31 protein-coding genes are annotated in these 24,933 nt (G+C 58.0%); 15 read left to right on the top strand and 16 right to left on the bottom strand.

Annotated features, from left to right (window positions below; genetic code table 11):
* Positions 1-89: 89 nt before the first annotated feature.
* The 8 genes from HJB89_RS07960 to HJB89_RS07925 all read left to right on the top strand — a co-directional run bounded on the left by HJB89_RS07960 (position 90) and on the right by HJB89_RS07925 (position 3,190).
* Positions 90-392, top strand: coding sequence for a hypothetical protein (locus HJB89_RS07960; RefSeq protein ID WP_207583395.1), 303 nt, complete (start codon positions 90-92; stop codon positions 390-392).
* 172 nt (positions 393-564) lie between these two features.
* Positions 565-828 carry a DUF1488 domain-containing protein gene (locus tag HJB89_RS07955; RefSeq protein ID WP_164010733.1) on the top strand — a complete coding sequence of 88 codons (264 nt, stop codon included), beginning with the start codon at positions 565-567 and terminating at the stop codon, positions 826-828.
* A 50-nt stretch (positions 829-878) separates the two neighbouring features.
* Complete coding sequence (locus HJB89_RS07950) at positions 879-1,241, top strand: hypothetical protein (RefSeq protein ID WP_207583394.1); 363 nt, start codon at positions 879-881, stop codon at positions 1,239-1,241.
* A 66-nt stretch (positions 1,242-1,307) separates the two neighbouring features.
* A complete protein-coding gene (locus HJB89_RS07945; protein ID WP_207583393.1) occupies positions 1,308-1,454 on the top strand; it encodes a hypothetical protein in 147 nt (48 codons plus the stop codon).
* Positions 1,455-1,547: 93 nt separating this feature from the next.
* On the top strand, positions 1,548-1,991 hold the full coding sequence (locus HJB89_RS07940; protein WP_207583392.1) for a pyridoxamine 5'-phosphate oxidase family protein: 444 nt from the start codon (positions 1,548-1,550) through the stop codon (positions 1,989-1,991).
* Positions 1,992-2,193: 202 nt separating this feature from the next.
* Positions 2,194-2,430 (top strand): hypothetical protein, encoded by a 237-nt coding sequence (locus HJB89_RS07935; protein ID WP_207583391.1) that lies wholly within the window; start codon positions 2,194-2,196, stop codon positions 2,428-2,430.
* Between the two features lie 127 nt (positions 2,431-2,557).
* Positions 2,558-2,725, top strand: coding sequence for a hypothetical protein (locus HJB89_RS07930; protein ID WP_003587904.1), 168 nt, complete (start codon positions 2,558-2,560; stop codon positions 2,723-2,725).
* 264 nt (positions 2,726-2,989) lie between these two features.
* Positions 2,990-3,190: a hypothetical protein gene (locus tag HJB89_RS07925; RefSeq protein ID WP_207583390.1), complete on the top strand. Its 201-nt coding sequence runs from the start codon at positions 2,990-2,992 to the stop codon at positions 3,188-3,190.
* A 527-nt stretch (positions 3,191-3,717) separates the two neighbouring features.
* Here HJB89_RS07925 and HJB89_RS07920 read toward each other — a convergent pair.
* From HJB89_RS07920 to HJB89_RS07880, 9 genes are all read right to left on the bottom strand, one after another.
* Complete coding sequence (locus HJB89_RS07920) at positions 3,718-3,903, bottom strand: hypothetical protein (RefSeq protein WP_207583389.1); 186 nt, start codon at positions 3,901-3,903, stop codon at positions 3,718-3,720.
* 127 nt (positions 3,904-4,030) lie between these two features.
* Positions 4,031-4,459, bottom strand: a complete 429-nt coding sequence (locus HJB89_RS07915) for a DUF1515 domain-containing protein (RefSeq protein ID WP_221117032.1) — start codon at positions 4,457-4,459, stop codon at positions 4,031-4,033.
* Positions 4,460-4,481: 22 nt separating this feature from the next.
* Entirely contained in the window at positions 4,482-6,323 is a 1,842-nt protein-coding gene (locus HJB89_RS07910; protein WP_221149509.1) for a hypothetical protein, read from the bottom strand.
* Entirely contained in the window at positions 6,320-6,532 is a 213-nt protein-coding gene (locus tag HJB89_RS07905; RefSeq protein ID WP_221117065.1) for a hypothetical protein, read from the bottom strand. The genes HJB89_RS07910 and HJB89_RS07905 overlap by 4 nt, the downstream gene beginning before the upstream one ends.
* Positions 6,533-6,551: 19 nt before the next feature.
* Positions 6,552-6,914 (bottom strand): hypothetical protein, encoded by a 363-nt coding sequence (locus HJB89_RS07900; protein WP_221149507.1) that lies wholly within the window; start codon positions 6,912-6,914, stop codon positions 6,552-6,554.
* Positions 6,914-7,378, bottom strand: a complete 465-nt coding sequence (locus HJB89_RS07895; RefSeq protein ID WP_221149505.1) for a lysozyme — start codon at positions 7,376-7,378, stop codon at positions 6,914-6,916. Before HJB89_RS07895 ends, HJB89_RS07900 begins: the two co-directional genes overlap by 1 nt.
* A complete protein-coding gene (locus HJB89_RS07890) occupies positions 7,353-7,607 on the bottom strand; it encodes a hypothetical protein (RefSeq protein ID WP_221149503.1) in 255 nt (84 codons plus the stop codon). Before HJB89_RS07890 ends, HJB89_RS07895 begins: the two co-directional genes overlap by 26 nt.
* 281 nt (positions 7,608-7,888) lie before the next feature.
* A complete protein-coding gene (locus HJB89_RS07885; RefSeq protein ID WP_221149695.1) occupies positions 7,889-8,422 on the bottom strand; it encodes an acyltransferase in 534 nt (177 codons plus the stop codon).
* 421 nt (positions 8,423-8,843) lie between these two features.
* Positions 8,844-10,529, bottom strand: coding sequence for a hypothetical protein (locus HJB89_RS07880; protein ID WP_221149501.1), 1,686 nt, complete (start codon positions 10,527-10,529; stop codon positions 8,844-8,846).
* A gap of 257 nt (positions 10,530-10,786) precedes the next feature.
* Between HJB89_RS07880 and HJB89_RS07875 the strand changes: the two genes are divergently transcribed.
* Genes HJB89_RS07875 through HJB89_RS07845 form a run of 7 tightly spaced genes read left to right on the top strand, consistent with a single transcriptional unit; the run spans position 10,787 to position 17,663 of the window.
* Complete coding sequence (locus HJB89_RS07875; RefSeq protein WP_246762732.1) at positions 10,787-11,872, top strand: lysylphosphatidylglycerol synthase transmembrane domain-containing protein; 1,086 nt, start codon at positions 10,787-10,789, stop codon at positions 11,870-11,872.
* 3 nt (positions 11,873-11,875) lie between these two features.
* Positions 11,876-13,207, top strand: a complete 1,332-nt coding sequence (locus HJB89_RS07870; protein WP_207583385.1) for a glycosyltransferase family 2 protein — start codon at positions 11,876-11,878, stop codon at positions 13,205-13,207.
* A gap of 2 nt (positions 13,208-13,209) precedes the next feature.
* On the top strand, positions 13,210-13,992 hold the full coding sequence (locus HJB89_RS07865; protein ID WP_221132174.1) for a bifunctional 2-polyprenyl-6-hydroxyphenol methylase/3-demethylubiquinol 3-O-methyltransferase UbiG: 783 nt from the start codon (positions 13,210-13,212) through the stop codon (positions 13,990-13,992).
* Between the two features lie 2 nt (positions 13,993-13,994).
* On the top strand, positions 13,995-14,744 hold the full coding sequence (locus tag HJB89_RS07860; protein WP_221149500.1) for an FkbM family methyltransferase: 750 nt from the start codon (positions 13,995-13,997) through the stop codon (positions 14,742-14,744).
* A 16-nt stretch (positions 14,745-14,760) separates the two neighbouring features.
* A complete protein-coding gene (locus HJB89_RS07855) occupies positions 14,761-15,624 on the top strand; it encodes an FkbM family methyltransferase (RefSeq protein WP_207583382.1) in 864 nt (287 codons plus the stop codon).
* 41 nt (positions 15,625-15,665) lie between these two features.
* The gene (locus tag HJB89_RS07850) at positions 15,666-16,673 is read left to right on the top strand and encodes a fatty acid desaturase family protein (RefSeq protein ID WP_207583381.1); all 1,008 of its coding nucleotides are present in this window, start codon (positions 15,666-15,668) and stop codon (positions 16,671-16,673) included.
* 27 nt (positions 16,674-16,700) lie between these two features.
* Positions 16,701-17,663, top strand: a complete 963-nt coding sequence (locus HJB89_RS07845) for a bifunctional 2-polyprenyl-6-hydroxyphenol methylase/3-demethylubiquinol 3-O-methyltransferase UbiG (RefSeq protein ID WP_207583380.1) — start codon at positions 16,701-16,703, stop codon at positions 17,661-17,663.
* A 68-nt stretch (positions 17,664-17,731) separates the two neighbouring features.
* Here the strand turns inward: HJB89_RS07845 and HJB89_RS33150 are convergent, their stop codons facing one another.
* From HJB89_RS33150 to HJB89_RS07805, 7 genes are all read right to left on the bottom strand, one after another.
* Positions 17,732-19,804, bottom strand: a complete 2,073-nt coding sequence (locus HJB89_RS33150; RefSeq protein WP_259671993.1) for a hypothetical protein — start codon at positions 19,802-19,804, stop codon at positions 17,732-17,734.
* 154 nt (positions 19,805-19,958) lie between these two features.
* On the bottom strand, positions 19,959-20,276 hold the full coding sequence (locus HJB89_RS07830; RefSeq protein ID WP_405049111.1) for a hypothetical protein: 318 nt from the start codon (positions 20,274-20,276) through the stop codon (positions 19,959-19,961).
* Entirely contained in the window at positions 20,273-21,277 is a 1,005-nt protein-coding gene (locus HJB89_RS07825) for a tail fiber domain-containing protein (protein ID WP_221149499.1), read from the bottom strand. The genes HJB89_RS07830 and HJB89_RS07825 overlap by 4 nt, the downstream gene beginning before the upstream one ends.
* A complete protein-coding gene (locus HJB89_RS07820; protein WP_221149498.1) occupies positions 21,243-21,659 on the bottom strand; it encodes a GNAT family N-acetyltransferase in 417 nt (138 codons plus the stop codon). The genes HJB89_RS07825 and HJB89_RS07820 overlap by 35 nt, the downstream gene beginning before the upstream one ends.
* Complete coding sequence (locus HJB89_RS07815) at positions 21,656-23,479, bottom strand: hypothetical protein (protein WP_221117043.1); 1,824 nt, start codon at positions 23,477-23,479, stop codon at positions 21,656-21,658. Before HJB89_RS07815 ends, HJB89_RS07820 begins: the two co-directional genes overlap by 4 nt.
* Positions 23,476-24,183, bottom strand: a complete 708-nt coding sequence (locus HJB89_RS07810) for a hypothetical protein (RefSeq protein WP_221117044.1) — start codon at positions 24,181-24,183, stop codon at positions 23,476-23,478. The genes HJB89_RS07815 and HJB89_RS07810 overlap by 4 nt, the downstream gene beginning before the upstream one ends.
* A gap of 34 nt (positions 24,184-24,217) precedes the next feature.
* Positions 24,218-24,784, bottom strand: coding sequence for a hypothetical protein (locus HJB89_RS07805; protein WP_221132181.1), 567 nt, complete (start codon positions 24,782-24,784; stop codon positions 24,218-24,220).
* Between the last annotated feature and the right edge of the window lie 149 nt (positions 24,785-24,933).

The raw sequence follows: 24,933 nt of genomic DNA, 5'->3' as shown, positions 1-24,933 counted from the left end.
GCTCTTTGCCACCTGGCCGCAACCTCATTCGCCGGCAGCCATTGATAATGCCGTCGCAAAACCCATTTAGAGGGGGGAGGATACGCATCATGCAGTTCAACGGTGAAGCGACCCTCACAAGGCCGTCGGCATTGGCGGTTTCCGAAAGGCGAGCGCTTTTAGATCACCTCAGTGAGGCGATCGGTCGCCTGGCTTACGGGCTGGCGGCTGATGGATTGCTCGACCTTGTGCCGTCTCTGCTTGAGATAAACAGCGTTCTCCGCGACATGACGGATGAAATTTCCCGTGCGGACCCTGTTTATTCCGACGAGGTCATCGCGAACACGGTACGCTTGATCAAGACGTCCGAGGCCTTGCTTGAGAACAGGGTCATCGTGCAGACCATCCATTAAGATCGGTCGGCCATTGAGATCGGTCGGCCATTGAGATCGGTCGGCCATTGAGATCGGTCGGCGTCGGACATGCCGACAGGCTTTGGCATCAAGCTCCTCGTTCTCTACGTGCATCCAGTTCATCGCCGGCTCCGAGTCAACGGCCCGCGCCCACCTCCAAGGATCGACCGCCATGGCACTTATCTTTCCAAATAGAAGCCGGAGCTTCGACGAAGTGCGAAAAGGCGTGCGTTTCACCGGCTATGACGGCATGTTCGAGGTCCGGTTTCTGGTCGAAGAAGGCGCACTCGGCAGTACTATCACGCAGAGTTCGTCCGAGGCCGCATACCTTAATGCCTTCGATGCCGCCCGTTCTTCCATTCAGGAGGCCGCATCGAGAGCCTATCAGCATCGACGCGGAAACAACTTCACGCTCAAGGCCGAAGATTTTCGCTAGAGTATTTCCGTTTTTCTCAGGAATCACGGAAATGCGGGGGAGCTAAGAATATGGTTTCGACACGATACCGGCCGAAAGACCTCAAGCTTGCACGTTGTCATATCGTGAAGGCCGCGCGCCGCATTGCCCATCAGGAAATGGTGATCGGGAGACTACTGGTCAAAGGCAGCCCCTCGGGATTAGCCTACGAGCTGTTGGGCAGGCTCTACGACGATCAGCGGCAAAAACTCGATCGCCTGAAACTGATCGAAGCGATGGTTGAGGTAAAAGCACAATCCTCTATGGGCGCGCCCCGTCCTCGCGGCGCGCTCGCGCCGCGCTTGGCGATTGTGCGCAGCGGCGTGATCTCTCTGCCTGACCGGGAATCGGCCACGCCTTGTCGCGCAGACGTTTGGCACCCATATTTGGTGTAGTGGCAGTTTGTGAACGAGCACTGCTTCAGTGGTCGTTAGAGTTCCCCGGCCCCAAAGGAGGGCATCATGTCAGCCACGGTAAACATCCATTCGTGGAAAAGCCTGGTCCAGCATGTCGGCAAGTTCCGCTATATCGACTTTCTGGTGAAATTGACGCCGGCGATCAGCGTGGCTTTTATCGTCTATGTCGTCTTCAAGGATGTGTTCTGGTAGGCGCTGGAACACCGTGGACCACGGCCAAGACGCGCCTCGCTGTGCTTGTCAAACGAGGGTCTGTAACGCTGACGACGGAACTGGACAACGCAAATGCAATTGCGAGAAATGGGTGAACAAGATTGCCTCGCCTTTCTGGCAAGCCACACCCGTGGGCACCTGGCATGTCTGGGCGACAAATATCCCTATATCGTTCCCATTCATTATGCGTATGAAAAGGACCGGCTTTTTATATTTTCCATGCCGGGCCTGAAGGTTGATCTATTGCGGGCCAATTCACCCGCCTGTGTTCAGGTTGAAGAATTCAGCGAAAACCGAACGTGGAAGAGCGTGCTTGTTCAGGGTACCTCTGATGAGCTGACCGATACGCCGGCCCGGCATGACGAGCGCATCCACGCCTGGTCCCTTCTGCAAAAGCAACCGTTTTGGTGGGAACCCGGATCGCTTGCCTTAAACTCGGAAAGCGAAGACCGTCCTGCTCCCTCCATATTCTTCGGCATTTCGATTGATATGGTATCTGGGAGGCAAGTGGTTTAAGGTGCGGCCTTCAGACCTGCCGTGCCCCCTCGATTCGCAGGGCGGCGTTGCTGCACCATATATGGAACTCCAGACAGACACGGCTAAGCGCTGTCCGATACCAGCCTTCCCATAGGGGCGCGGATTGCTTGATGCTTTTTACCAACGCGGTTGCTGAGCGAGCATCGCGTTTAATGGCACGCGACCACCGATAGGGAAAACCATGAACCAGGCACCCGAGAACGAAACTCTTTTCAACATCACCGGACACTTCGTACAGGAACTGAAGGCCGTTCTTCAAAGCGAGAGCATCGTCGAAGGCTCCGACTACGAAAACAGCGCCTTCGACGAAAAACGACGGGCGGAAGGGCTTCACCTGCTGCGCTTCCACAAGACCGGCACCGCAGCTCAGGCAACCCAGATCTGGGAAAAACATACGACAGCCCGGTCTCATCGATAATCCGGAACGAAGCCCATCCGGCTGACGTTGACGTGATGCCGGCTCTCAAATCCTGATGAGACGATGCAGCTGGCGCGTCCTGACGTGACGCGCCACTCGGCTCTACATTTCCATGAAAGGAAAAATCATGACCAATGACAAAACGAAAAACGCGGCCGCGACCGACGGACCCTACGACGTCATCTACTTCGCGAAGAAACACCGTATTTCCAACGAGGATGCCAAAGACATCATCGAAAAATACGGCGCCAATCGCAAAGAGGCTGATAAGGCCGGCCGCCGCATCAGCGCCTGAAGCAGGATAGGACTTGCCGGCGTGGAACTCTAACAGCTCCCCGCATCTGCTTGCGAGGCCACGATGCAACATCAGCGGACGAATTAACCCTACTGGCTTACCTTAATATCAGCATACGCTTGAATACGTCAGGCCCTGTGCCATCGTATCCTCAGGGTAACGTTTCTTATTCCTGAAGCAGTTCGCCGGAACCGTGGCCTGCCTCTTAGCGAAGAGGCAGCTTCCACGCATAGGGGCCGGGCAACATCAAATGGAGGGTATGCAATGAATAACGTCTTAGAATTTCGTGCAAAATCCCCGCATGTCGAAAGTCTGTCCGACTGCCGGGAGGCGCTTGAATCGGCGGTGATGAAAATCGTCAGTGACGCGGTCTGCAAGGGATATCAGCCGGCAGAAGCCGCCATGGTGGTCGCCGATATCGCCGACGACTACATCCTCATGCTGTCGCGCCAGCTGCAGCATTGATCCGCTTGCAAGGCTCGCGCCTTGTCTGCACGAGCGGTTGACGGGCCGAGATCGTTGCCGTTCATCGCCAGGAAGCAGAGCGCTTCCGCCATATAAGATGGGTGAGTGGACCGCGCAGCGACTGCAGGGGTAGCAGTTGGTACAGGAGACGACACCTGCTACGCGGTCCGTCGGCCACAACGCCAGTCTTTGTCGGAAGTTCCGCAGGGAACGGCACCGCAAATAGGCCCGCGTGCGGGAACATCCGCTGGAGGAACAAGTCACAATTGTTCCCGTCATGTTCCAATCGTTAGACTTGTGTGCTTCGACCCCGGGGGAAGACAGAGAACTTCATCACAAGCCAGCAAAAACCCCGCCGGAGCGGGGTTTTGAGCGAGTCGGAGTGGGTCGGCAGCGTTATCGGCGACCTGGGAAGCCCGCTAGCGGGATTTCTCTCCCTCGCCTCTGGGGCTCGTTGCTCCGTTCTCTCACTCTTTGAATCATCGTCGTAATGCGGCGTGAAAGAGTGACAGGTCGTTGAAGCGTCACTAGCGCCACCGCGGCTGCCGCGGCGGAGCGTTGGCCTGGATCTCGTGCAGCGGCGCGCGGGATCCGAGAAGCTTCTTCAGCTTCTTCTCCTCCGCCGGACCGATACCGAACTTGCGGCAATGCTCGGCGACATCATGCTCTCGCGGACCGGGAATGCGAACTTGGCGATGGTTCATGCTCTTCATGACTATTTCCTCCTGAGAGGAAAACCACCACGGAACAGATTTGTTCGTTAGCAAAGTCTAGAATTTGTTTTACTTGCTCCGTTGTCGTCAACAAAATGGCAGCAGCACGGAATACGTGAGCAATTGCTCAACTGATCTTCAACCAATGCCTTAACGCTGCCACCGCGCCGTCGCTGGCATAGGCAATCATCCCCCCGATCGTCAGCCCGGCAAAGGCGATCAGCCCCGATATCCCGTACCCGATCGATTTCATCCGTTTCCATTCTTCCAGCGCCGGCGCCACCGCCTCCTGGTTCTTCTCGACGGTCCCCTTGAGGCTCTTGATCTCCTCGCGGATCTGCGCGTCGACACCGCCGCTGATCGCCACCCTGGTATCGAGATTTGCGATCTGCCTTGCCTGGTTGTCGAGCCGCGTATGGATCACGGCGCGGCTATCGTGGGCATTGGCCTTTTCATCGCTGACCTCATTGCGCAGAAGTGCCACGTTTTCCTCGATGCCGGTCAGCCTTCCCTCGACGCGCCCGAGAGCGCGGAGAATATCGTCATTGGATGTCATCTCTGTAACCGCTCGCTATGCCTTAGGGATAAAATTTCAGCTTTTCGGATTGGGGAATGCCGCCGGCGATACGGTCGATTACGGCGCCATAGGGATGAACGCCATCCGGCGTGACGCTCGGGCGGACAATGGAGCCGACCGGCAGCACCGTGGCGCGCGGGATCGAGATCGTGATCGTGTTGCCGGAGATGCTGCCGATCGAGGTCGTTGACAGGCGGGCAATGCCATCCGGTCCGGCATAGGTGTTGATCTCTTGTTCCGGCCCGAAAATGCTGGCATCCGCAACCTCGATCGTCGTGTAGTTCGCGACACCGTCGGTTCCCGCCTGCACCGTCACCGTGGTGCTCGGCAGCTCCAGCATACCAGGCCAGACGCCATCCCGGACGCCGGAAACCCATGCCGCATAGGTGTCGATCGCATCGTCGCAGCAGCCGCTCGTCTTGGCGAGAATGTCGTTGCGAAGGCGCCATTTGCCGGAGGCATCCGTGCCGTCCGCCGGCCAGCTGTTGTTGGCCGAGACGTTTTGATACTCCGCTCTCGCATAGAGGTCGTTGGCGCTGATCGAGCCCGTTGCCGGCGACGTCGCCGATCCGGCGAAATTATAGGTGAAGGTGGTCGGCCCGGTGACCGTGATCACCACATTGCCGTTGTACTCCGTCTGCGCAGCGCCGGAGATCGAAACCGTCTGGCCGGTCGCCAGGCCACTGATGCCGGATGCGATCGTTGCGGTTACCACTGTGCCGACCGACGTCAAGGTCACCGTACGGGTGGAAACGGTGCGGCCGAGCGGCGGGAAGGCGACGATCCTGACGCCGGGATAGCGCGCCCGAAGCCTTGTGATCAGGCTTCTGTAGTTGGTGGTGAAGAAGACGGCGTAGGTGGCTGCCGTGTCGTTCTGGCCCATCTGGTTGGCAATGATGGTGAACGGCTTCTTGCCGCTGTTGAAGGTGGCGATCTCATCGAGAATGGCCCAGCGCCGGGTCGCGATCGCCGCACCGGTGCCGGTAAGCTCACGCACGGAGCCCGATCCCGGCATGCCGATCATCAAAAAGGGAATGCGGCCGATGCCGCCGTTCCTGTCGAGCCAGCGGCGAAACCAGCCGAGATTGCCGCGCGCGTCGGCAGCCGCGGAAAACTGCTGGCGCGCCTCACCCAGGCTGTCGACGACAGCAAGCGCGACCGGCCTTCCATCCCAATCGCCCTTGGCGACCATGAAATCGGGGCCGTAATATTGCGGCTGCGTCTGCGTGGCGTAGTTGGTATCGAGTGCCGCCGTGCTGTCGGCAAGCGGGGTGTCCTTGAAGGCCAGGAGGGTGGCGAGATCGCCGGCACCCCAGACGCGCTCGCCGCGATGCTTCTGGATGCGGTAGACGGGCCAGATCTTGTCGCCGACGGCGGTGTGATAGAACAGCCAGATTTCGATTTCGCTTTCCGGGGCGACATCGGGAATCGTCAGCTCATCGGTCCAGGCGCCGTTCGTCTGATCGGCGACCGTCACCGTGTTCAGGCCGGCGAAGGTGCATTGGTAAAAGACACCGGCGACCCGGATGAACATCGCATCGGCGACCACAGAATTGCCTGGCGTGCCGATCGTGCCGGTGACAACCGTCTCCTGCGGCGCGTTTCCGCCTTCCGTCGAGGCGAAGCCGGACAAGTGAAAGCGGAAGGTTCTGGTCTTATACTGCGGCGTGTTGACGACGATCTTGCTGCACACGTAATTCGTGCCGGATGCGGCGGTGACGATCGTGCCCGACGGCATGCGATTGCGGGTTGCGAAGAACATGTAGCGATCGGGGTCTGCGCTGCCCCCGCCCCCGCCACTCAGCATCGGATTAACAAGGGCAAGCGAAATGGCATTCATCATCGGCGTGTTCCAAATCTGCTGGTGAGGTCGTCATAGAAGCGAATGGTGCGGCCCTGGCGGGCATTGGCGCGGTCGAGCGCCTGGCGCTCGCGGGCGAGGATGGCGATGACCGGCTCGCCTTCCACAACAGGCGCATGCGCCTCCTGTCTGCGGAGATCATCGGGCAAGGGCGGCAGCGCGATGCCGGCCGCCGCCTGCCCCTTGATCACCGCCGCCTTGTTCAGCCGCTCAGTGGCGGAGCAGCCACTGACGATCAACAGCAGTGACAGCGCAAGCGCGGTTCTTTTCCGAAAGCTGAAGCTCATAGGATTGGATCTCGATTTCGAGTGTGTCTCTGGCCGCCTGCTCTGACGCTTCGGCGGCTGCCAGGCGCTTGCGGTGCTCTTCGGTGGCCTCGGCAGCGGCGTCACGCTGCCGCTCCATCTCGGCGGCTCTCGCATCGGCTGCCCCCTTTTCGGCCAGCATGATATAGCCGGCCCGCGCCTGCCTTGCCGCCGAGGGATAGCCGATCGAAACGGCATAGAGGTGATAGAGCATCAGGCCGGCGGCGATGCCGGCGCCAATCTTGAGCGTGTCGAGCAGGGAGAACATCAGATGCCCTCCAGGCAGAATTGGCGTTCCTTCTGCCGGCGCCGCGTCAGGCCGGGAAAGGTGATGCCGGAGGCGCGGTTCCACTTCAAAAGCGCCTCGCAGCCCTCGGCCGCCCTGCCCTGGTTGATCAGCTTGACCGCGCTCGAGCCGCAAGCCGCCTTGACGCCGACATTATAGGCAAACGAGGTCAGCGCCACGAAACGGGCAGCCGGCAGCGGCACGCGCACGCAGCTTTCGACGCCGCGCGCATAGGTCTTGAGCTCCAGCGCCAAGAGCGCCTTGCATTGCTCCACCGTCTTGTGATCGCCAGGCTTCACGCCATTGGTGCTGCCATAGCAGATCGTCCACGGCTGTCCCTGTGTGGCCGGATCGGGATAGGCATTCTGGCGCAATCCCTCGAACGAGCCGACAAGCGCCACAGCCATGGCCGCGGCGGCACTACCCTTCTGCAGGCGGTTTGCCATTCAATTCTCCTGAGATTTTCTGCTGGACGAAGATGCGGGCAACGATCGCCGCCACGGCGAAAAGCCCCGTTGCCGCCGACATGGCGAGCTGGATGTAGAGGTTGCGCGACACCCAGGTTGCGGCGACGAAATTGATGACGGGCTCAATGACGATGAAGAGCAGCGCCAGCGCCATCAGGCGGACGGACCAGGCGTGCTTGATCACCGCGCGCCAGTTATGGACGAGCATGGGGTGGGCTCCGGGGTGTGTGAGAATGTGGAAAAGCACCCGGCTCCGGGGTGGAGACGACTGCGAGTTGAGATTTCAACGATGTGGGTTCGTGCTCCGTCCAACGTCAAAGGACACTAGAGCGAGTATATTGAACGCGGAATCGGCTTGAGGATTCCGTTGCCTCCGTTGGTGATTTCGTCGGAGAATATGACCCCGCCTTAGGCGATGATCTTCGCAGCCGCGTTCTGGCTGCGTCGCACGATGCACGTCAGTGTGATCGGACGAGCCGTGCCTGACGGCTATTCACGATATTTTACAACCCTTGCTGGCGAACCGACAGCGACCCCATATTCCGGGATGTCGCTTATTACAACTGCGTTCGCTCCAATCACGGCGCCATTGCCGATTTTGACATTCACCAGGATCTTGGCTCCGGCCCCTATCCACACATCATTACCGATCTCAACTGTACCGATCTCAGCCTTCTGAAGCCTGATTGGCGTATCACGCCTCATGCCGTGGCCGTGGTCGATGATCTGGACATCAGAGCCGATCAGGACATCATTCCCGATTGAAATCCGGTTCTTCGCCGTGATGATGTTGCGCCGGCCGATTACGGTGTTGTTGCCGATGAAGACTTTGGGCTCTGGCATTGTAAGTTGAAAGAACGACTGATCTTGGATGGTGACGTTGTCGCCGACCTCAAGGACGGCATGACTAACTAGGCGGAACTCAGCGCTGCGTTTCACCACGAGATTTTTTCCGGCAGCGGTGAAGTAGCGAAAGCGCTTATAAGCAGTGACGAGCCTCTGAATTAGGAGGGGTGCGATCATCGGCGCCGAACCGTCGCGCGGCAGAGAATTGGTGATTTCGTTGCCGAGGTCGGTGGTCAGCGCGTTCCACGGCGCCGGGTCGATGACCTGGCCAACGGAGGGTGTCGTGCCGGCGGGTTTGGAATAGACGCCGGTTGATGGGTTTCTGGGCATTCATCATCTCCAAAGAAAAAGGCCCCGCGGATGCGAGGCCATATGATGGGTTAGCAATGGCGGGTGCACGCGCCCCCGGATTTTGCGGGTCGATCAACCCAGCGACCGACAGCCTCGATCTGCCGTCTCAAGATCGCGGATTAACTCAGCGGTCTCCGCGAAGACGGGCACTTGAGTTCGCCCGTGGCAGTCGCGACGGCGCCCGTGGACTGCTGCCTTTGGTTCAGGGCCAATTGAGCCAGCCACGGCTTTGGTGATGCCATAAGCCTCAACGCGCCCGCAGCGTTACATTTACCAGTTCAGCCAGATAATTTTTCAAGCCACTAGGCTCGATGAAGCGGTAATAGAGGTATCCAGATGCGACGGAAGCATCGTTCCATGATCTTTGCGTGGCTGTAATTTCCAGTTCCGCTTGTGGGCCGCTCAAATCAATATCTTTTGCGCTGGCCCAAGAATTGCAGAAAAAAGCGATTCGAGCGGGAAGATTGGAGTGGACGGGCCTAACGCCCGGCTTTGTATCAACGCCAAAAAACAAGATGTGGGCGGGCGTAAATGCCATCCTGGTTTGTCCGCCCCAAAGAATGCGGAATTTAGAGGTATAGTCAGCGAACCCATACTCCGAAACCTCGCCAGACAGCGGAAGCTTGTCGACTATCCAGTAAACCGAATAGGCAGACCACTCAGGATGATCAGCGAGATATTGAGAGACAGCCAGATCCTTCGCTGCCCGTGCTTGCCATGCCGCGTAACTCTCCCACCACCGGCCGATGAAGACGGTGAGAAGTGATACAAACACCACGATTGCAACCCTATGGCTTTGAAGGTTGGTCGATCTGAATTTGATAACTCGCCATATCCCGATACCCACCACGCTTATCGGCAGCGGCATAAGCATCGCGTTTCTCATCAACACGCCGGGTGCGGGGCTCTTGCCAACAAGTATATAAGGGACCGTCCCACACAGCAGTAAAAATATCCCAAAGCCGATAATTTTGAAACCGTCGCTAGAGCGTTCATTTAGCTGAGCGTTTCGAGCATCTCCCCTGTTCGCGAACACAAAGCACGCGACAAAAAGGATCGAACAGACCGCAGCTCCCAAGTAGAGATAAACATTCCAATCATAAACGCTCCTTGCCAAAGGAAAGATCGTGCCATTAAATATAAATCGATAGGAATTCTCCGCAATGCTTTCAACATTTAGGGTAAAGCCATTGTAGTTATCGTACAATCCGTACCTAGGGTAGAAAATTGCCTTACAAACCCAGTACACGAAGGGCAGAATGGTGAAATCCGCTCGTGCAAGGCAGAATGATGAAAATGTCGAGACCAATTCCCGCGCATTGCGAACTCGGCGCCCTGTCCTTCTCAGCCACACCGCATAAACGAGGACGAAACCAGCCGCATAGAGCACCAGCAAGGAATTCAGCGTGAATGCAATGAAGTAAATGCAAATTGCCAGTCCGCGGAGGAGATAGTGGCTCCTTCCGCGCATCCATTCGATTGACAGGAATAAATATGTAGCCAATAGAAAAAGGGCATAGGCATTAAAGTATATCGAATATGTAAAAATAACCGTGATCGTGGGGAGCGGCAACAACTGCGTGAATATTGCGAGCACCAAAGACTCGCGCTCCGAAAAATATCCAGACTTTGAAGCTAGGAGGTAGGAGAAGATCGCAATGAAGTAGACCCCGATTATGACAAAGGATTTTAAAAGCAAAACGTTCCCAACGAAGGCCATCGGCCAAACATAGTACGTAAATACCGGCACCCCTGCTGAAGAAAACATGTCCGCGATGGCGATCCAATCATTGTAGATCAATGTTGGAAATAAACCGGCATCCTCAGCAAATATTCCTTCATTGAAGAAGGCCATCCAGTGGGTCAAGAGAACAGCAATCGTCAGTAAAAGCAAACTATTCAGTTTCGGCCTGGCTTGAAGCTGATCACTCATTCTCATTTCCCGCGCTCTAGAAATTTCCGGATATCGAGCCTTTGCGGAGCGCCGTTCTAAATCAACCGCGGTCGTAAGCAAGCGCTAAATCACGCTGATTCCAGGCTGCGTGCGACTAGGAAATAGAAGACTTGTTGGTACCATAAATTGAGGTGGCGCCGCGACGAAACTATTGGTAGCGGGCCGCCCGTTAGTGCTGTATGCGGTCGACTTCACCCTCGACTTCCACTTGCGATCGATTCAAACGCAGGCCTTTTATGCTCAAACGTCCCGTCAAAAACGCTCTACCCAGTTCGGCTGTTGAAGCCGCAAGTCACTGGCGGATGCGTGAGAGGTTGTATAACTCATGGAGCAAAGCTGCGGCGGCGGCTCCTGCATATCAACGCCTGCAGATGCTTATAGCCTCGGCAATAAGCATTTTCCTCCTGATATTCTTGCTAAAGGCGGTGGATTGGGAGGAAGCCATCCGGATTTTTCGTAGCGGAATATCCGTCACATCGCTCCTTTGGTTTATGCTTGTTACCTTTGGTATCGCGGTAGGTTATGCGGTGCGGTGGCGCCTGTTGTTGGATGGCAAGATCGGTTACGGAACGTCCCTCATGGCCTCCCTACTCGGCTTGGGCGCCAACATGTTCCTTCCTGCGAGAGGTGGAGACCTCTTGCGTGTACATTACAGCCGAGTTGTCGCGACCGTCCCCTACGCAGACGCTCTTGGTAGGCTTCTGGTCGAAAAGATGGTTGACTTGGTGACGATCATTTCCGTCGGCATATTTTCTTTGGTTTTACTGAGCCATACATTGAATTCCGAGTACCGAAATGCTCTGTTGGTCATCATGGTTGGTGCAATAGTTGGGATATTTCTATCGGCAGTTCTGGTAAGGAATTTCGGCAATCGGCTTGTCCCGATATTGCGGCCCGTCTTCGGTCTCCTGCGACTGCAAGATTTCTTTGACCGTCACGTAATTCATTTTATCGGAAATTCCGCACGAAGCTTATCTCTGTCCGTGACCATCGTTCCGGCCTTTCTGACGCTGGTTTTGTGGCTTTCGGCATACGCCCTTGCGTATATCTTCGTCGCCCGGTTTGTCGGCGTCGAGCTGAGTTATCAAGAATCGTTATTCGTGTTGTTTGCCGGGGGATTGGGTCTGATGATCCCAGCTGCACCATCCGGAGTCGGCACCTTCCATGCATCCGTCGTTTCGGCATTCGTATTGCTAGGGCGTTCACCCTCAGAGGGGTTACTCCTGGCGACGGCCGTTCATTTTCTCTTTTTTGTGGTGTACGTCGTGCCTGCAGCCCTCATCCTGGGACATTGGCGCTTGAACCGCTTGGCGCCGAGGTAACTTATGCGGGACTATTTCTATTCTCAATTGAGAAAGTACATTGGCCTCTTTGTCTTGGGCCAGAATTCCGTGGTCGAGATCGATCCGACGACGCCTCTGCTGATTGGTAAATTTCCTCAGGGCAAGATAACGTTTCGCTCGATAACGCAACCGACTGAACCTGTGAAAGAGTTTGACGAGCACAAGGTCGTCAAGATCGAAGAAGTCGCTGACACCAAACCTGATTATCTGGTCATCAGCGGCCTCATCCATTACGAACGAGACATACAGAGCATGTTCGCTCAGGCACGTGCATTGTGTTCACCTGAGACACGCCTTGTTCTTACCTATTACAGCAGCATGTGGCGGCCGCTTGCAACTCTCGCATCTAAGCTCGGCCTGCGCCGGCGGGTTCCTGAATCGAATTGGCTTGCCCATGAAGACGTCGAGAATCTTCTGACGCTCGAAGACTTCGAATTAATACGACTGGACCAGAAGATTCTAATCCCGGTTTACATCCCACTTATCAGTGGCTTTGTTAACCGTTGCCTTGCTCCTCTTCCGCTTTTTCGAACTCTCTGCCTTCTCAACATCGCGATTGCGAGGCCGGTCGGCGATGCCGCATCGAAAACCGAGCCGTCGGTGTCAATTGTAGTTCCAGCGAGAAACGAGGCAGGAAATATCGAGGATATTGTCAAACGGTTGCCGGTTATGGGGCCGGATGATGAACTCATTTTTGTCGAAGGCAATTCAACCGACGCAACGTGGAAGGCGATCCAAGAAGCGCAACAGCGCTATGGCGGCGAACGCACCATCCTGATTGCCCAACAGGATGGTAAGGGTAAAGGCGACGCCGTCAGGAAGGGTTTTTCGCTGGCCACAAAGGAAGTCTTGATGATTCTTGACGCGGACATGACGGTCCCGCCCGAGGATTTGCCGAAATTCTACAACGCCATCAAGGATGGGAAAGGCGAGTTCATCAACGGAACTCGCTTGGTCTATCCCATGGAAAAGGAGGCGATGCGTTTCTTCAATCTCCTGGGCAACAAGTTTTTCGCATTGGCTTTCTCCTTCGTTCTTGGCCAGAGATACAAAGACACCCTATGCGGAACCAAGGTGATCAGCCGCTCCAATTATCTCAAACTTCAGGCAAACAGATCCTACTTCGGTGATTTCGATCCCTTTGGTGATTTCGACCTGATCTTCGGCGCCGCGCGGATGGGCCTTAAGATCGTCGAGGTTCCGATCGGTTATCGAGAAAGACTCTACGGTGAAACGAACATCTCGCGTTGGCGCCATGGTTCCATTCTGTTGGCTATGCTGGCTTTTGCGGCAAGACGAATAAAGTTTCTCTGACGATGGAAATCGAAAGCACTCTCTATGACGCCGATCTTGCTCAAACGCTGGCAAATCGCGAGCGGCTAAGCGCAAATCCCAACCTGATGCATTGGTATGGCGAGCTCTACCAGGAGATGTTTCGACAGGAACCGGATATTGCCACGAATACCGTTCTGGAAATCGGAAGCGGAACGTCGCCTCTCAAGCGCTTCCTACCGAATGTCATCACCTCCGATGTGCTGAAGTTAGACTATTTGGACTTTGTCTTCGATTGCCACGAGATCGCTGGGTTGCCTGACATCGCGGACCATAGCGTCGATGTGATTACGATGACCAATGTTCTGCATCACCTGAAGGATCCCCTTGCGTTCCTCCGCGGGGCGACACGCAAGCTCACAAAGGGCGGCAGGGTGTATGCGACGGAACCTTATTTGTCTTGGCTATCCTACCCGATGTATAAACTTCTCCATCATGAGCCGGTGGATTTCAGTATCCGCCGCCCGGTTCTGGATACCGTTCAGGGTCCTCTTTCGACCTCAAATCAGGCTATGCCACATATGATCTTCTTTCAGCGGCCGGACTGGCTCGCTGAGCTTGCAGATTGCTATAGCCTTGAGAAGACAAGGATCAGCTATTTCACCTCCCTCTCCTATATGGTGACAGGCGGGATATCGAAGAAGTTTCCTGTGCCTGGCTGGGCTTATAAGCCTTACTTCAAGCTCGACAGAGCAATAGGCGCCGCGCTGCCCAAGGTGTTCGCCTCATTCTTCACGGTCCGCCTCACGTCAAAAGAAGAGGTGTAGGGATGGTTTTGCTACGTCTCGCCGATTGGCTCTATCGGCATTGTTATGCCCTGTATTATCCTCTCTATTCCGTATGGAAGGCAGTTTCGGAACGACGTGAGCGCGCTTTGATGCGTGAGCTCATTTCGCCGGGCATGATCGTCGCAGATATCGGTGCAAATATCGGAATATATACCCGCATGTTCTCCGCGCTGACGGGAACGACCGGCCATGTCCATGCCTTCGAGCCGGCGCCGGCGAACTTCGAAAAGCTTGGAGCAACGGTAACCGGCTTGTCGAATGTATCCCTGCAACACGCCGCGGTAGGAGCGGCCAGCGGCACCACAAGGCTGTATGTTTCGGCCGAGCTGAATGTCGATCACCGAACATTTGATAGTGGCGATGGGCGAGTGAGCATCGACGTCCCATTGGTGAAGCTGGATGATTACTTTTCGCCAGGGCAGCGGGTCGATTTTATCAAAATCGATGTTCAGGGATATGAGTTGAGCGTTCTACAGGGTGCCGAGCGGGTCCTGCGGGAGAATCGCGACATTCGGGTATTCATGGAGTTCTGGCCTTATGGTTTGTCGAAAGCGTCCGTGAACCCGGCCGAACTCACCAAATTCCTACAGATGCTGAATTTCGAGTTCCAAAACATAGCGGATCCACCTGGCACTGCTTTCAATTACGAGAGCCTTGATCCAAAAAACGCGGGCCAATATTGCAATCTGGTCGTTGCAAGAAGAGCGCCCGCCAATCACAAAACCACTTAGAGGCGGCCTGAGGACAATGTTATCCACCAGCAACAAAATCCTGATCGCTCGCTCTCTATCCAAAGCTGTCTTGTTGGTCCGGGGTTGCGTTGGCTTACCCGCAACCGTCATAACGAAGCGCCGCGGAATAAATTGGTCGCTGGACCTTAGAGACGGCGTTGATTTCGCGATCTACCTATTGGGCGGGTTCGAGGTCAGAACGCTCGATAGGTATAGAGAGCTGATAGGGGACGGAGACATAGTCCTCGACATCGGCGCCAATGTGGGTTCTCATACGTTGCCCCTGGCGCAATTGGTGGGCGGAGCCGGCAGGGTGATCTCCTTCGAGCCGACGGCTCATGCATTCGCGAAACAGAAGGCCAATATTTCGCTCAACCCGACGCTCGCCCAGCGAATCGACGCTTACCAGATGATGCTTATGGCAAGTGCATCCGAAGCGATGCCCGAAGCGGTCTATTCAAGCTGGCCGCTCGAAGTTGCTGAAGATTTGCATAGCGAACACCACGGTCGACTCATGTCGACACAGGGCGCGCGGCTCGGCACGCTGGACGAAACATTGCGGGATCTTGGGGTCGGCAAGGTCGATTTCATAAAACTTGACGTGGACGGAAACGAGCTTGCGGTTCTACTTGGGGCGACGGTGACTCTCAAAAAGTTCCAGCCGCGTATAATGCTTGAATTGGCCCCCTATGTTTACGCTGAGAATCCCGGAGACTTCGACAGATTGTTGGAGCTTCTCTGGCAGGGCGGCTACGAGATTGATGAAATGGCATCTGGCAGGAAACTGCCTGAAGACGCCGACAAAGTACGGGCGATGATACCGGAAGGTGGCGGTATGAATGTGCTGGTTAGGAGCAAGAGCTCAAAGGAAGGTAGATAACTTTCTTCGAGGGTTATCGGATGGATAGGATTGGTCACTGCATGGATGCGCAGTTCAATGAATGCATGAAGGTAGCGAGAAGGCTTGTCGACCAGAGCTTCCTTGAATCGTTGAAACAGCCTCAACCGCGCGCAATTATCGTGGCGACGACGATGGTCTGGGTTCAGATCGTTATCTCTTGGGCGATCGCGCTCTTCGGCCCTTGGTGGGTGCTATGGCTGCCATTCCTGATTAACTCCGCGGTAACGCAAGGCATGTTGCTTTGGGTTCACGAAGCGTCGCATTTCCACCTCTTCTCCAGCCGCCGCAAAAACGATATCTGGTGCGATATATTCTTTGCCGCGCCTGTCGGGATGTCAGTCGGCGCGTATCGACTACGCCACATGAGCCACCATGCACATCTGGGTACAGAAAAGGATGAGGATGGTTACCCCTATCGCGAGCCGATCAAGGGCTTCCGGGCGCTCGCGTGGGTCATGGTAAAGGCGCTGAGCGGTGGCATGGGAGTGTGGCTGGCGGCTGACAAATATGGTGGTCTGGCTCGAAAGAAAGCATCGGGTAACTCGCTGTCGCCTTCCTGGTTAGCGCCGATGGTGACCATCATCTTCAACGGCTTGCTGTTTGCACTCTGCATTGTCACGGGACGATGGTATCTCTACATTCTGTTATGGGGTTATCCCATTGCTGCCGTGGCAATCGCCCTGAATATTATACGCACCATCGCGGAGCATCAGCCCGAGGATTATCCACTTTACGAGGACGGACGGGAGCGGGCCATGATGCCGCTCGCCCGGACGACAGTCCCTAATTGGTTTGAGAAATGGCTTATGTACCAGGCGAATTTCAACTATCATATCGAACACCATCTTTTTCCCGCCATTCCGCAGCACAATCTCGCAAAACTTCATAGGCACCTGCTCAAAGGTGGTTTCTACGAGCATTTTCCGAGGTGCCTGCAGCGCAGTGGTTTTGCAAAATTCATCCGACTCTCGAGAAATCGTAAGAACGATGATTTCTCAGATTCGGTTCAAGATGCGTTGGCTCTCTAGGGTCTAAAGGTATTGAACGCGGCAAACATGAACTCTCAAGCGACAAATCATATAAGATCAACCCCTACAACGTGCAGCGGTTGCGGCAGTGACAGCTGCACAGTTGTCGCTACCGGGCGCGACTATATATATCACGGCAGTGAAGACTTCTTCAGATACGTCCGATGCGATGGATGCGGTCATTTCTATCTCAATCCGAGACCCGACATCAGCCAACTGTCTTTGATGTATCCGGCGAACTACGGAACCTTCTCGAATAGATTTCAGAGCCGGGCAAATCTCCTTGGACGAGTAAAGACCATCGTCAATCGAAAGCGCCTTAAGGATGTTGTCGCGCATCTCCCTTTGCGGGGAAGAGTGCTCGATGTAGGATGCGGCAACGGCGAACTTTTGATTGCACTGCGTCAAGCGCGTCCTGATCTTGAGCTCTTCGGTCTCGATTGGCATTTCCCGGCTGAAACGCGTACCGCCCTGGAAAAACAAGGAATAAAGGTAGTCGAAGCGCCGCTCGAAGCGGCGGAATTGCCGGCCCAGCCATTTGATCTCATCGTCATGCTCCAGCTTATAGAACACCTTTGGGAGCCAGAAGAGAGCTTGCGGCGCCTTGTCCTCGCCTTGGCGAAGGATGGCCGGTTATTGATCGAAACGCCTAATACTGACGGCTGGGACAGACAGCTGTTTGCGGGCTGTGCATGGGGCGGATATTATTTCCCGCGGCATTTGAACCTTTACAATTTTGAGCGTTTGGCCGAACTCCTGCGCAGAGTGGGGTTGGCTGTCGAATCTCAACGCAATCTTCCGGCTCCTTTGATCTGGATTTACTCCCTGCAAGGCGCTGTGCAGGCGCGTTTCGGCTGGAAAAGCACCTTGACGAAGATTTTCGGCGTCAAAAATATACCCTTGATTGCTGCCTTTGCTTTTCTTGATATCGCCGCCATCGCGATGAGATTTACAACGTCAAACCAACAGGCAATATCGAGGAAGGCATAGCCGCCATGTGGGCTATGCCGGCGCCGAACGAGCTTTCACGCGTTGCGGCCCCGGAAGCCTGAATTGGCCTACCACAGACCACTTTGCTGCCGAGCGAGGAGCGCACGCACGAGGGCGGCCGCCGCCGGTTCGCGACCTTGGTTCATCGTCTGCCGCGGATTGCGGGAGGCCGGCCTCGGTGTCGAGTTGGGTGGGTTGTCAGGCAGGGCGAAGGGATCGGTGGCGCCGTCGGTCTGGTACTCCGGCAGAAAGCTCTTTGCTCTCGCGAGCCGGTTTGTGGCCTCCTGGTTCCCCGGAACATCGTAATCTCGAAAAGCCCAAGCCCTGTTCATCAGGCGTTGCGCCTCCTCGAGCGATTGAGCGGCGTTCAGCCTGGCGATCAGGCGAGGGTCCTCCTGCAGGAAGAACTCGGCCTGTGTCTGCGGGCTGATCGCACCCGGCTTTTCGCCCTTGGCGGCGGCGAAGTCGTAAAGTGCCTGCAGTCGGGTGTTACGCCACGACATAATGGCGCCTGATCTGCCGGGCTTTCCGCTCTTGCTTGGGTCGGACCAAGAACTATTGGCTCCCTTGGCCGAGAACTGGCTTTCGGACTGGCCCGTCGAGGCGATAGCCGCAAGACCATAAGGGTTGGTCACCTTGATGATCGACCCATCTCGCTGCTTATAGCCGTTCTTGATCGTGCCCATGAAGCCGTCGAAGACATCGGCGTCGACGGGTTGCTGGCTGGGAGTGCCTCTTACCGCCTGCCGATCGTGGCGGCCGGGTTTCGGTGTGGGAACGGGCACTTTGCCCGTTGGAACGAAGGGATCGTCGCCGGGCAGTTGGGGCGCCGTCGCGGGCTGCTGGCGGCGCTCGTCCGTCGTCAACTGCGGATCGGGATATTCCGGCCTCGGCGCGGGGACAGGCCCCTTGGCCGGCTGAGAAGGCACGGCATGCGCAACGCCCTTGGACTGTGCCGCGATCGCCGCTTCAATCATGCTGTCCGGATAAAGAGCGCCCGATGTTCCCTGCTCCTGCGTGATGAGGGCGCGAACAAACTTCTTTGCCATTGCCGGGTCGTTCAGGCGGAGATCATCGGCAGGGCCAATGCCCATCATTTGCGCGATGTTGGCAGCCGCCGTGAAAGAGTTAGGCGTCCAGCCCTTTGTTCCAGCGATGATTTGATTCGGCGTCAGCATGCCCTCTCGATACTTCTTCATGATCTGCCAGACATTGTGCTCCATGCCAGCTTCCGGCGTGGCATAGACAACTTGCGGATCGCCCTGGTCGGTGTTCTCGGAAGGGCCGATGATCCCCGGCCTATGTTGGCCGGCGTATTTGAGATTGGTGGGATTGTTGTTGCGCATGCCGGGCGGCAACTCGCCGCGACGAACGGGATCGGATAGAACCGTTTGAAGCTCTGCCCCGTCGTTTGCGGATCCGGCGGCGGCGGCGCCAGGAGCTGGCGCCGCGGGCTGTTGGCTGTGTTCGTCCGTCGTCATCTGCGGGTCGCGATATTCGGGTCTCGGCGAGGGAACGGGCCCGTTGTCAGGCAACGGAGCGAAGGCATCGTCGCCTGGTTGATCGGCCGCCATCGGCTGCTCGCGGCGATATTCGGTCGTAACCATCGGGTCGCGATAAGGCCGCGGCGTCGGAATGGGAGGGTTGGCAGGCGGTGCGAATGGATCGTCGCCAGGCTGGTCGGCCGCCCGGCGATAGTCCGTCGTGACCATCGGGTCGCGATAGGGCTTCGGCGTCGGAATAGGCCCGTTGTCGGGCAGCGGCGCGAAGAGACCGGCGCCGGGCTGGGCGGCCGGGGCCATGGGCTGTTCGCCGCGATCATCAGTCGTCATCAGCGGGTCGAGACTGGGTCTTTCCGGCGGAACGGGCCCGTTGTCGGGCAGCGGCGCGAAGGGATAGTCGCCCGGATCGCCGGCCGGCGCCGCGCTGCCCTCACCGCTTGCCTGCTGCTCCTGCTGGCGGATCGCCAGCCCGCCCAGGAGAGCCTGGACAAGACGCGCGGCCCCTTGCCAGGGGGATTGTACGGGGCCCGAATCCATGCCCTGCTGCAGCATGGCATCAGCCAGCTGCTTGCGCCGGTCGCTGATGTCGCCCTGTGTCTTGCCGGTATCGCCGCCGAAAATGAATGACGCTAGTGACATTGGTCCACTGCCCTTTCGTAGAAGACGCGGTCGAAACCGTCTGTCTGGATGGATTTTTCACACATTATTGAACACGAGGCCGATCCGGATCGGACCGCCGTCCCTGTATCGGTAGGGACCGATCAGCACGCCGTTATCCCGCTGATGTCCTAGTTCAGCCGTCAGTCCGGCGCGTCGGCCCGCCACCGAAGAACAGCGACAGGAAGCCGGGAGAGGCCGGCGCTGGTGTGGAAGGCTGGCCTGTCGGAGCGACGGCACCTTGACCGGCGCCTGCCTGCTGCGCCTGCCGTTGCTGGCGAACCGCCCAGCCGCCGAGCCCGCCTTCGGCAAGCCGCGCGACCCCTTCCCACGGCGATTGCACCGGGCTCATATCCATGCCCTGCTGCAACATGGCGTAGGCCAGTTGCTTTCGCTTGTCGTCGATGTCGCCCTGTGTCTTGCCGGTATCGCCGCCGAAGAGGAAATCCATCATGCCACTGCTCTTTCGTAGAAGACGCGGTCGAAGCCGTCGGCGTGTTCGAACACGGCGTCCGGATGGGTCTTGCGCACATCGTCGGACATCAGGCCGATCTGGGTCGGGCCGCCGTCCTTGTATTTGAAGGCGTAGACCGGCAGGCCGTTATCCAGCGTGCCGACGCGTTTGATGTTTTCCTTGAGCCGACGGTCGGATTTCGCCCAGCCGCCGAGCAGTGAGCCACCAAGGCCGAAGAGGCCGCCCATCGCCGCGTTCGATTGGGCGACCTGGCGGTCGTAGAGGCCCATCTGCTGGTTGAAGCCTTCATTGATCAGGCCGGCCTGGTCGACATTCGGCAGCTGCGTCGTCGGCGTGTTGACATAGCTCGGCTGGTGGACCTGCGATCCCGACATCAGCGCCGAAATCTCGTTCAGCGGCTGGTTTCGCTCGGTCAGGATGGAGTTCTGGGCATTCGAATACATGTCGCCGAGATACTGGTCGGAGGCGGCCTGCTTGCGCGTCGAAAAATCGCGCAGCGCGTTGTCATAGGCCGCCGACCCCATCGAGATGCCCTTGTCGGCAAGGCTCTGGTCGAGGCTTGCCTGATCGCGATCCCACTGGTTGTTGAAGCCGGACTGCCAGTGATTATTGACATATTTGTCGACATTGCCGGCGCTCAGATCGACATTGGTGCCGAGCACACCGGAAATCTTGCCGGTCTGGTCGTTGGCGAGCCTGGCAAGGCCGAGCTGCGTCTGCTGCGTCTGGTCATAGATCGCCTGATTTTCAGGCGAATAGGTCTGATAGGCCGAATAGACCGGCAGATTATACGACTTGCCGTTCTGGTCGGTCATCGTGCTCTTGCCGGTGACCTTGTATTCCAGCGAACCATCCGGCGTGTACTGGTTGGTGTGGCTCAGGCCGGCATTGGCGATGGCGGTGTCGACGTTGGTGGCCGTCTGGGCCGCCGCGGTCTGTGTAGGATCAGGCGCCTTCGGGGCCTTCGGCGTGGAGACCATAGGGAAAATCCTCCTTCATGATTGCGTAAAGCAGCGCGTCGAAGTCGCCGAAATAGGCCTGCTGGCGGCCTTCCAGCCGTGCGCCGAGCTTTGCGAGCATCGTCTGGGCGTCGAAATTGTCGGCCCGTGTCCTGGCGGTTGCGCGCCGGCAACCGAGCTGATGCACGACATAATGAAAGGCCGATCGCATCAGCGTCCGCGACAGCCGGTCGGCGGCAAGCGAGACCTCGACGTCATGCGCGGTCCAGACGTTGAAGACGAAGCCGGCGATGATCCGGCCGCGGTCGATATGGGCAAGCGTGGTGTAAGGCGCATGGAAGCTGACGCCGATCCGGCCGCCGACCCAGGCGGCGATTTCCGCGCGCGGTTCGGAGACGATCAAATCGGCGCGCCCTTTTCATAAAGCACCGAGCCGCCGACCACGGCCGCCTCGGAGACGGAGCCGGAGGAGCCCGAAATCAGCGCACGGATCGTCGGCGCCAAGGCCGAACCGGCGCCGCCGGCGGAGGCGAATTTGCGCACCAGCGAAACGCCCGGAAATTTTGACACGCCCCAGATCGCCGTTCCCCATTTCGCCGCCGCATTGTTCTCGACCGAGGACAGCAGCGCCGTCGGGATCTTGGTCTGGTAGTCGACCGAGATCCCACCATACATCAGCGAGGAAACACCGATCTGCGCCGTCACCCCGATTAGCTTCGAGAGCTTGGTCGAGAGCCCGTCGCCATATCGGCTCCAGGCGCCGACCATCAGCGCATCGATCGCCACGCCATTGTCGTTGGCGCCGACCTCGGCCTCATAGACCGTGCCGTCGCCGGCGCCGAAGAACAGCCGGTCCTGCCAGGTCGCCCAGCAGGAGGCCGGCATGCCGACGAAGCGGCACCAGGCGCCGGTTTCGGTGTTCATCACATATTGATAGGGGCCGAAGGAGGACGGCAGGTTGACGATCGCCATCTGCCTGGCCGGGAAGCTCGAAAGCTGCCACTCCTGCGAAGTCGTGCCGATCGCCGCAACGGTCTCGCGCCATGTCGGGCCGATCCTGGCAGTGATCGCTCCGAGGCTGGTGGCGCCGCGGTCGAGCTGCACCGCCTTGGTGATCGGCACGATGCCATCGGTGGTCATGATCGCCAGATCGGCGCCGACCGAAAGCAGACATCGATCGCTGCCGAGCGGCCGGCCGAGCTTGAAGGTGCCGATCAGGCCCCAGTTCGAAACACTCGAAGGATCGGAGCCCTGGAAGACGATCACCTCGCCTTCCGAGGAGATCAGCACCAGGCACTGCTGCAGGCCTGTCGAAACCGGAATCGTCCAGACGTTGATCGCAACCAGCGTGCCGCCATATTTCATGTTGCCGCCGACCGGCAGCACCGTGGCTGCGCCGCTGACGGCGTCGGTGGCGAGATACCAGACATTGGTCGAATTCTTCTCGATGAACCACAGGCGCGAGCGATAGGCGGTGACCGCGATCAGCAGCGAAGCGTCCGGTATGCCGGTGATCATCGTCGAGGCAACGTAAGGTGTGGCGACCGCGCCTTTTTCCAGCTGCGCATTGGTCACCGTTCCCGTCACGGTGACGACAAGCGTGCCGGCCGCCGGCGTGAAGGTGAGCGACACCCGATTGTTGACGCCGGTGCCGTTCAACGTGCCGGAGAAGGCGCCGGAGAGCGTGACCGAGCCGTTGCCGAAGAAGCTCAGCGTATAGGCCGTGTTGCGGACGGCAACGTTCTGGGTGGCGAGCGTTGCCGTGCCGGTGAGAAAATTGTTGGTCCAGGAGCTGCCGTTGAAGAGCAGCGGTGTATCGAGGCCATTGACCAGGCGTAGGAATTCCTGGCCGGCCGGGTTGGTATATTGCTGCACCGACCAATGGGCGCTGGCCATGCCCGAGACGACGGGCGCACCGGCAGCGCCCCCCACCGTCACGTCGAAGATCTTGTCGCCGGCGGCGGCAAACAGCCTGTTGCTGACGCCCGAATAGGGGATGACCGTCTGCACGTCGGCGCCAAGGCCGGTGGAAAAGGCGAGGAAACCGTAGCGGGCGCGGACGCGGTTGGCCTCGGGAAAGAAGTTGTCGAGCTGAAACGCCGCATCTTCAGGCATATCCGCCATTTCGACATCGGTTCGCCAGCCGCCGATCGGCGCGATCCAGTCTTTGCCTGGCGAAACGCGGCGGGTGCGCCCGTTTGGGGGAACAGGTTTGCGGGTCATGGATTTGAAACCGTGATCGTGCCGGGCCAATAATTCTCGGGCGCCTGTCCCCTCGCCGGCAGCGAAAGGTCGACGGGGCTTGCTGCCCGATCGGCGCCGATGGCTGCTTCCTTGGATCGCTCGAAACTGGCGATCTCCTCGCCATAATCGAGGCCCTTGGCCCGCTTCCAGCGCCAGATCAGCGAGAGTTCGAGGAGGTCTTCGGGAAAACGGGCCGTATCGGTATCGTTTGCCCAATTCGCCCCAGAGGTCGCACCGCCATTCACCGCCACCCAGAAGCCGGAGATATAGGCATATTCCATCGTCTCGCCTGAGGCGTTCGGGTAGATGTCGAGCTTGCCGCCAGCCATGCGCCAAATCTGCGGCACCGGGTTGGAGTTGAGGATCGTCTGGCGCTGCCAGGTCTGCGGCTCGACAGGGCCGTTGAGCTGCCACAGGCGCGAGGCATTCCAGATCTTGGCATTGGCGGCAAAGCGGTTCCAGTCATCGGGCGGCTCGGCCGGCTCCGGATTTGCACCGGTCGCCACGAACTGCCGCCGCACCATCAGCGCCGACCAGTCATGCTCGCGCACCAGGTCGCGGCCGGCGCGGGTGGAGAGGATGCGCAGCTGCATGATCTGCGGATCCGCCGAGGACATGACGGCCGTCGGCGGATCGAGGTCGATTTCCGCGCAGACGTTCTGAATGATGGTCAAGAGCGACATACGGGGGAACTCCGGTTCAGGTCAGGCGGCTGGTTCAGGCGGCTGGGCGGCTGCGGGCCTTGTTGCCCTGGCCTTCGTTTTCGAGCGCCTCGAAGCGCGAGGCCATCTCCCTCATCTGCTCCTGCAGGCGGGTCACCTCATCCTTCAGCCGCTCGTTCTCGGCGGCGAAGGCCGAGGCGGCGCTGGAGTTTTCGGCAGTGGCGAGATAGGCCCGGGCGGCGGCGACGAGCTCGTTGGCGCCCATGCCGATCTTCTGCTTGGCGGTGTCGGAAAGAGCTGCGAGCTGCTCGACGGTGTAGATATTGACCGCCTCCATCTCCTTGATCTGGCTGGGTTTCAGATAAGGCCACTGCGCCAGCGGCGTGCCGGTCAGCTGTTCGCGGGCCTCGGCCCCCTGCTTGAACCGCTTATAGGCGTCGGCAAAGCGCTGTTTGTCGTTGTCGGTCACCTCGCGATAGACCTCGGTGTGTTTGTCGCCGGCGATAAAAATCCGGACGAATTCCTTGTCGGCAAAGATCGGCCGTCCTTCCTTCTCGGTCAGAAAGGTCTGTTCGACCGGTTCGAGGCTGAAGGAGGCATAAATTCCGGTGTTGTCGGGCATTTGCTGGTCTCGCTGTTGATGGCGGGGAAATAGGGATGGGCGGGGGAAGTATTCCCTCCTCGTCATCCTCGGCCTTGTGCCAAGGATCTGCTGCGCATCGACCGGCGGCAGAGGCTCGGGACAGGCCCGGGCATGACGAAAGGAGAAGT

Origin of the sequence: Rhizobium sp. NZLR8, assembly GCF_019685025.1 — a bacterium.
In the GTDB taxonomy this organism is placed as follows: domain Bacteria; phylum Pseudomonadota; class Alphaproteobacteria; order Rhizobiales; family Rhizobiaceae; genus Rhizobium.
Note: the sequence above shows the minus strand (reverse complement) of the source record. Positions and strands in the feature narration are given on the sequence as shown.

What these genes read in the sequence shown, in the direction of transcription:
- HJB89_RS07875 (WP_246762732.1), top strand. Translation starts at nt 10,787, where the DNA reads ATGCTCAAACGTCCCGTCAAAAACGCTCTACCCAGTTCGGCTGTTGAA.
- HJB89_RS07845 (WP_207583380.1), top strand. Translation starts at nt 16,701, where the DNA reads ATGAACTCTCAAGCGACAAATCATATAAGATCAACCCCTACAACGTGC.
- HJB89_RS07865 (WP_221132174.1), top strand. Translation starts at nt 13,210, where the DNA reads ATGGAAATCGAAAGCACTCTCTATGACGCCGATCTTGCTCAAACGCTG.
- HJB89_RS07950 (WP_207583394.1), top strand. Translation starts at nt 879, where the DNA reads ATGGTTTCGACACGATACCGGCCGAAAGACCTCAAGCTTGCACGTTGT.
- HJB89_RS07890 (WP_221149503.1), bottom strand. Translation starts at nt 7,607, where the DNA reads ATGCTCGTCCATAACTGGCGCGCGGTGATCAAGCACGCCTGGTCCGTC.
- HJB89_RS07925 (WP_207583390.1), top strand. Translation starts at nt 2,990, where the DNA reads ATGAATAACGTCTTAGAATTTCGTGCAAAATCCCCGCATGTCGAAAGT.
- HJB89_RS07810 (WP_221117044.1), bottom strand. Translation starts at nt 24,183, where the DNA reads ATGTCGCTCTTGACCATCATTCAGAACGTCTGCGCGGAAATCGACCTC.
- HJB89_RS07870 (WP_207583385.1), top strand. Translation starts at nt 11,876, where the DNA reads ATGCGGGACTATTTCTATTCTCAATTGAGAAAGTACATTGGCCTCTTT.
- HJB89_RS07815 (WP_221117043.1), bottom strand. Translation starts at nt 23,479, where the DNA reads ATGACCCGCAAACCTGTTCCCCCAAACGGGCGCACCCGCCGCGTTTCG.
- HJB89_RS07880 (WP_221149501.1), bottom strand. Translation starts at nt 10,529, where the DNA reads ATGAGTGATCAGCTTCAAGCCAGGCCGAAACTGAATAGTTTGCTTTTA.
- HJB89_RS07915 (WP_221117032.1), bottom strand. Translation starts at nt 4,459, where the DNA reads ATGACATCCAATGACGATATTCTCCGCGCTCTCGGGCGCGTCGAGGGA.
- HJB89_RS07945 (WP_207583393.1), top strand. Translation starts at nt 1,308, where the DNA reads ATGTCAGCCACGGTAAACATCCATTCGTGGAAAAGCCTGGTCCAGCAT.
- HJB89_RS07935 (WP_207583391.1), top strand. Translation starts at nt 2,194, where the DNA reads ATGAACCAGGCACCCGAGAACGAAACTCTTTTCAACATCACCGGACAC.
- HJB89_RS07920 (WP_207583389.1), bottom strand. Translation starts at nt 3,903, where the DNA reads ATGAAGAGCATGAACCATCGCCAAGTTCGCATTCCCGGTCCGCGAGAG.
- HJB89_RS07860 (WP_221149500.1), top strand. Translation starts at nt 13,995, where the DNA reads ATGGTTTTGCTACGTCTCGCCGATTGGCTCTATCGGCATTGTTATGCC.
- HJB89_RS07895 (WP_221149505.1), bottom strand. Translation starts at nt 7,378, where the DNA reads ATGGCAAACCGCCTGCAGAAGGGTAGTGCCGCCGCGGCCATGGCTGTG.
- HJB89_RS07855 (WP_207583382.1), top strand. Translation starts at nt 14,761, where the DNA reads ATGTTATCCACCAGCAACAAAATCCTGATCGCTCGCTCTCTATCCAAA.
- HJB89_RS07910 (WP_221149509.1), bottom strand. Translation starts at nt 6,323, where the DNA reads ATGATGAATGCCATTTCGCTTGCCCTTGTTAATCCGATGCTGAGTGGC.
- HJB89_RS07960 (WP_207583395.1), top strand. Translation starts at nt 90, where the DNA reads ATGCAGTTCAACGGTGAAGCGACCCTCACAAGGCCGTCGGCATTGGCG.
- HJB89_RS07900 (WP_221149507.1), bottom strand. Translation starts at nt 6,914, where the DNA reads ATGTTCTCCCTGCTCGACACGCTCAAGATTGGCGCCGGCATCGCCGCC.
- HJB89_RS07885 (WP_221149695.1), bottom strand. Translation starts at nt 8,422, where the DNA reads ATGATCGCACCCCTCCTAATTCAGAGGCTCGTCACTGCTTATAAGCGC.
- HJB89_RS07825 (WP_221149499.1), bottom strand. Translation starts at nt 21,277, where the DNA reads ATGGTCTCCACGCCGAAGGCCCCGAAGGCGCCTGATCCTACACAGACC.
- HJB89_RS07830 (WP_405049111.1), bottom strand. Translation starts at nt 20,276, where the DNA reads ATGATGGATTTCCTCTTCGGCGGCGATACCGGCAAGACACAGGGCGAC.
- HJB89_RS07850 (WP_207583381.1), top strand. Translation starts at nt 15,666, where the DNA reads ATGGATGCGCAGTTCAATGAATGCATGAAGGTAGCGAGAAGGCTTGTC.
- HJB89_RS07955 (WP_164010733.1), top strand. Translation starts at nt 565, where the DNA reads ATGGCACTTATCTTTCCAAATAGAAGCCGGAGCTTCGACGAAGTGCGA.
- HJB89_RS33150 (WP_259671993.1), bottom strand. Translation starts at nt 19,804, where the DNA reads ATGTCACTAGCGTCATTCATTTTCGGCGGCGATACCGGCAAGACACAG.
- HJB89_RS07805 (WP_221132181.1), bottom strand. Translation starts at nt 24,784, where the DNA reads ATGCCCGACAACACCGGAATTTATGCCTCCTTCAGCCTCGAACCGGTC.
- HJB89_RS07930 (WP_003587904.1), top strand. Translation starts at nt 2,558, where the DNA reads ATGACCAATGACAAAACGAAAAACGCGGCCGCGACCGACGGACCCTAC.
- HJB89_RS07940 (WP_207583392.1), top strand. Translation starts at nt 1,548, where the DNA reads ATGCAATTGCGAGAAATGGGTGAACAAGATTGCCTCGCCTTTCTGGCA.